The organism is Nakamurella sp., from assembly GCF_048594475.1.
Taxonomy (GTDB): Bacteria; Actinomycetota; Actinomycetes; order Mycobacteriales; family Nakamurellaceae; genus Nakamurella.
The window spans coordinates 1-3449 of record NZ_JBMDXT010000572.1; the positions used below are offsets into that span (position 1 = coordinate 1).

The window sequence follows — 3449 nt, forward strand, 5'->3', positions numbered from 1 at the left end:
CCCCGGACGGCGCCGTCATCCCGGCCGCCGCCGGCGCGCCCCCGGCCCCGGCGGTCACCTGGCCGGGCCCCGGGCTCCCGGCCGCGTCGTATTCCCCGCGGACGGCGCTGGCCTGCGTCGCGGTGAGCTGCCCAGTCGCGACCAGCCGGCCGAGGGCGACCTCGAGCCGGCGGTCCTGGACCTGGCTGGTTCCGGATCCGGTCACCCCGCCAGCCTGCGCCGGCGGGTGCGCCGCCGCCAGGGGACTTGGTCCCACCGGCCGCCCGCCGGTCCAATGATCTTGAAAAACCATCGGCGGGTGGGACTTTCGGCCCGACCAGGCCCGGCGGCGGGCGCCTACCGTAGGCCCATGACCGACATCACCGTCACCGTCGACGATGCCCACCTGCGCTCGATCGCGACCGTGGCCCGGGAGCTGGCGGCGCGCGGCATGACGGTCGACCGGGTGTTGCCGGCCGCGGGCTGCATCATGGGTTCGGTGCCGGCCCGGTCCGGCGCCGCCGCCCTGCGATCGGTGCCGGGCGTGGTCGCGGTCGACCCGCAGATCGTCCTGTCGGTGCCCGTGCCGGATGCGGATGTCCAGTAACGCGGACCCGCCGACCGGCCGGTGGTGCGCCCGCGTCAGCGGGCCACCGGCACGGACCACCGCAACCGGGTGCCGCTCGGCCGGCCGTCCGTCACGCCCATCGTGCCGCCGTGCCGGTGCGCCCGCCGCTCCAGATTCGCCAGCCCGCTGCGCCGGCCGGTGGGGGCGATGCCGATGCCGTCGTCGCTGACCAGCAGCGTCAGCCAGGGTCCGGCAGCGGCCGCATCGCCGGGGCCGGTCCCGGGCTCGCCGATGCTCAGGTCGACCTCCACCCGCCGGGCCCGGGCGTGCCGGGCCACGTTGGTCAGGCTCTCGCGAAGGACCGCGACCAGGTCGTCGACCAGGCCGGCCGACAGCTCGGTCGCGGTCAGCGAGTCGATCGGCCCGGAGAACCGCAGGGCGGGCGTGTGACCCAGGGTCGCGGCCGCCTCGGTCACCACCGTCAGGACCCGCGAGCGGAGGCCGTCCGGGGTGTCCGGGCCGAGCGAGCGCATCGCGAAGATGGACGTCCGGATCTGGGCGATCGTGTCGTCGAGGTCGTCGATCACCCGCACGACCCGGTTGCGCATCGGATCCCCGCCCAGGCGGGCGGCCACGCCGTGCAGGGCGAGACCGGCGCCGAAGAGCCGCTGGATGATGTGATCGTGCAGGTCGGCGGCGATGCGGTCGCGTTCGTCGAGGATGGTCGCGCGTTCCCGCTCCGTCCTGGCCTGCGCCAGTTGCAGCGCGAGCGCCGCCTGATTGGCGAAACCGCCGGCCAGATCGAGGTCCTCGGGCTCGAAGGGCAGGCGGCCGGCCCGCCGGGCGATGGCCAGCACACCGCGTGTGCGGTCGCCGTCCCGCAGCGGGGTCACCAGGATGGGGCCGGCGTCCATCACGTCGGTCAGCATCGACGGCGGCAACCCGGGGTGGACCTTGGCGTCGTCCAGCCGGATGCTCCGCCCGGTGGTGAAGACCAGTGAGGACAGCGTGCTGCCCATCGGGCTGACCAGCCCGATCAGCCGGGCCGCGGTGGCCCGGTCGTCGGGGCCGGCCACGGCCGTCTCGATCCGCAGGGCGTCGGGTCCCTCGGGGAGCAGGACGGCCACGATGTCGGACTGCGCCAACCGCAGCGCGTGCTCGGCGATCAGCTGCAGCGGGGCCGACTCGCCGGCCAGGTCCAGCATCCGGCGGGTGACCTCGGCCGTCGCCGCCAGCCAGGCACTCTTGCGCTCGCCGGCCTCGTAGTACCTGGCGTTGTCGATGACGACGGCGGCGGTCGCGGCCAGGGCGACGGCCAGCTCCTGGTCGTCGGCGGTGAAGCCGCCCCGGTCGCTCTCGGTGAGGTAGAGGTTGCCGAACACCTCGTCGCGGATGCGGATCGGGACGCCCAGGAAGGTGAGCATCGGGGGATGGCCGGGCGGGAATCCCGACGACCGCGGGTGCCGGCTCAGGTCGTCCAGCCGGACCGGTTGCGGATCGTCGATGAGGGCGCCGAGCAGACCCTTGCCCCGGGGGAGATCGCCGATCACCCGCGCGGTGTCCACGGGCATGCCCACGTGCACGAACTCGGCCAGCCCGCCGTGCCGGTCCACCACGCCCAGGGCGGCGTATCGGGCGCCCACGAGTTCCCGGGCGGCGGCCACGATCTGTTCCAGCACGCCCCGCAGGCCCCGGTCGCCGATGATGGCCTGGTTGGCCCGTAGCAGGCCCCGCAGGCGGTCCTGCGTGCCCATCACCTCGCGCGCCCGGTCCACCAGCTGGGCCAGCAACTGATCGAGTTCGAGCCGGGGCTGGTCGGCGAAGGTCAGGGTGCCATCGGGTGCCGCCGGCGCGGCGGCCGCCGCCTGGTCCGGTGGGGCGGGTCCCGACGAATCGGAGCGCATCATCACCTCATCGGGCAACGGGCCGCGGTCGCGACCGCGAGAGCGTTCCCGCGCCGCCGTCGGGGCGGCTGGGCGGGAATCGGCGCAATCGCGACGAACCACGGGGTTTCGGGTGGGAACCACCCCATGCAATCACCGGACCGGGAGGCGGGCAAGGGGCAATTGCCCGTTTCATCCCAGCCGAGGGCCGCCCTCACCCCTCGGGGTGGGCCTGCCGGGGGCCGCCCTCACCCCTCGGGGTGGGTCCGGCCGGCCTGCCCTGCGGCGTGCGCGGGTGCTCGGTCGCCCGGTGCCGCTCCGGCCAGTCGCACCCGGACCAGCCGGCAGATCAGCTCGGGCAGCGCGTCGACGGTGACCGATCCGCGCAGATCGCGGAAGGCGCCGATGGCCACCCCGATGATCCGGGCTTCGGGGTGTTCCGCGCCGAATTCCCGGGTCAGCTCGTCGATCGTGGCCCACAGGCACCGGCTCGCCGCCTGGTCGCCCCGCAACGCCGGATCGCCGGGACCGAGCGGGCGGGCCGGCAGGATCGGGACCGGGCGGTGCTCGACGAGGGTCACGGGGCCACCTCCGGAGGCTGGGTTCGCGGCCACGCCGGGCCGTCGATGGCGGTGCCGTGCAGGCTGCGCTCGACGATGAGCCGGGCGGCGGCCTCGAACCGGCTGCAGTCGAGCGGCCGCCAATCCAGAATCGCTCGCGCCAGCGCGATCTCGGCGGTCTGCCGGGCGCCCGTCGGGTCGCCGTGGTGCTGCGACCAGCGGTCGGCCAGGTGCAGGGCCAGGGGCAGGTAGTGGCGGAACAGGACGTCCTCGGCCTGCGACCGGACCGTCAGATCGGGGTCGAACCGCGCCCGGTGCCAGGCCTGGGCCAACTCGGCCGGGCGGATCGCCGTGCGGGCGTTCATCCCACCTGCCCCAACCGGGTCGCCGTCCGGGTCCCGCGGTCGGTCCACCGCGTCGGCGCGGACCGTGCGGTGACCGATCGGCTCACCGCACGGT

The 3449-nt window shown here is 75.2% G+C and carries 5 protein-coding genes; 1 reads left to right on the top strand and 4 read right to left on the bottom strand.

Translation table 11 applies throughout. The annotated features are described in order from the left end of the window. On the bottom strand, nt 1-205 hold a 205-nt coding region (locus ACOJUF_RS25585), incomplete at its 3' end, for a hypothetical protein (RefSeq protein WP_420124624.1). Between the two features lie 144 nt (nt 206-349). Between ACOJUF_RS25585 and ACOJUF_RS25590 the strand changes: the two genes are divergently transcribed. Continuing rightward, the gene (locus ACOJUF_RS25590; RefSeq protein ID WP_420124625.1) at nt 350-586 is read left to right on the top strand and encodes a hypothetical protein; all 237 of its coding nucleotides are present in this window, start codon (nt 350-352) and stop codon (nt 584-586) included. Between the two features lie 35 nt (nt 587-621). Here the strand turns inward: ACOJUF_RS25590 and ACOJUF_RS25595 are convergent, their stop codons facing one another. From ACOJUF_RS25595 to ACOJUF_RS25605, 3 genes are all read right to left on the bottom strand, one after another. Then, the gene (locus tag ACOJUF_RS25595) at nt 622-2451 is read right to left on the bottom strand and encodes a GAF domain-containing protein (RefSeq protein ID WP_420124626.1); all 1830 of its coding nucleotides are present in this window, start codon (nt 2449-2451) and stop codon (nt 622-624) included. A gap of 227 nt (nt 2452-2678) precedes the next feature. After that, on the bottom strand, nt 2679-3011 hold the full coding sequence (locus ACOJUF_RS25600) for a hypothetical protein (protein ID WP_420124627.1): 333 nt from the start codon (nt 3009-3011) through the stop codon (nt 2679-2681). Next, the coding region (locus ACOJUF_RS25605; RefSeq protein ID WP_420124628.1) for a hypothetical protein at nt 3008-3449 on the bottom strand (442 nt) is incomplete at its 5' end. The genes ACOJUF_RS25605 and ACOJUF_RS25600, both read right to left, overlap by 4 nt.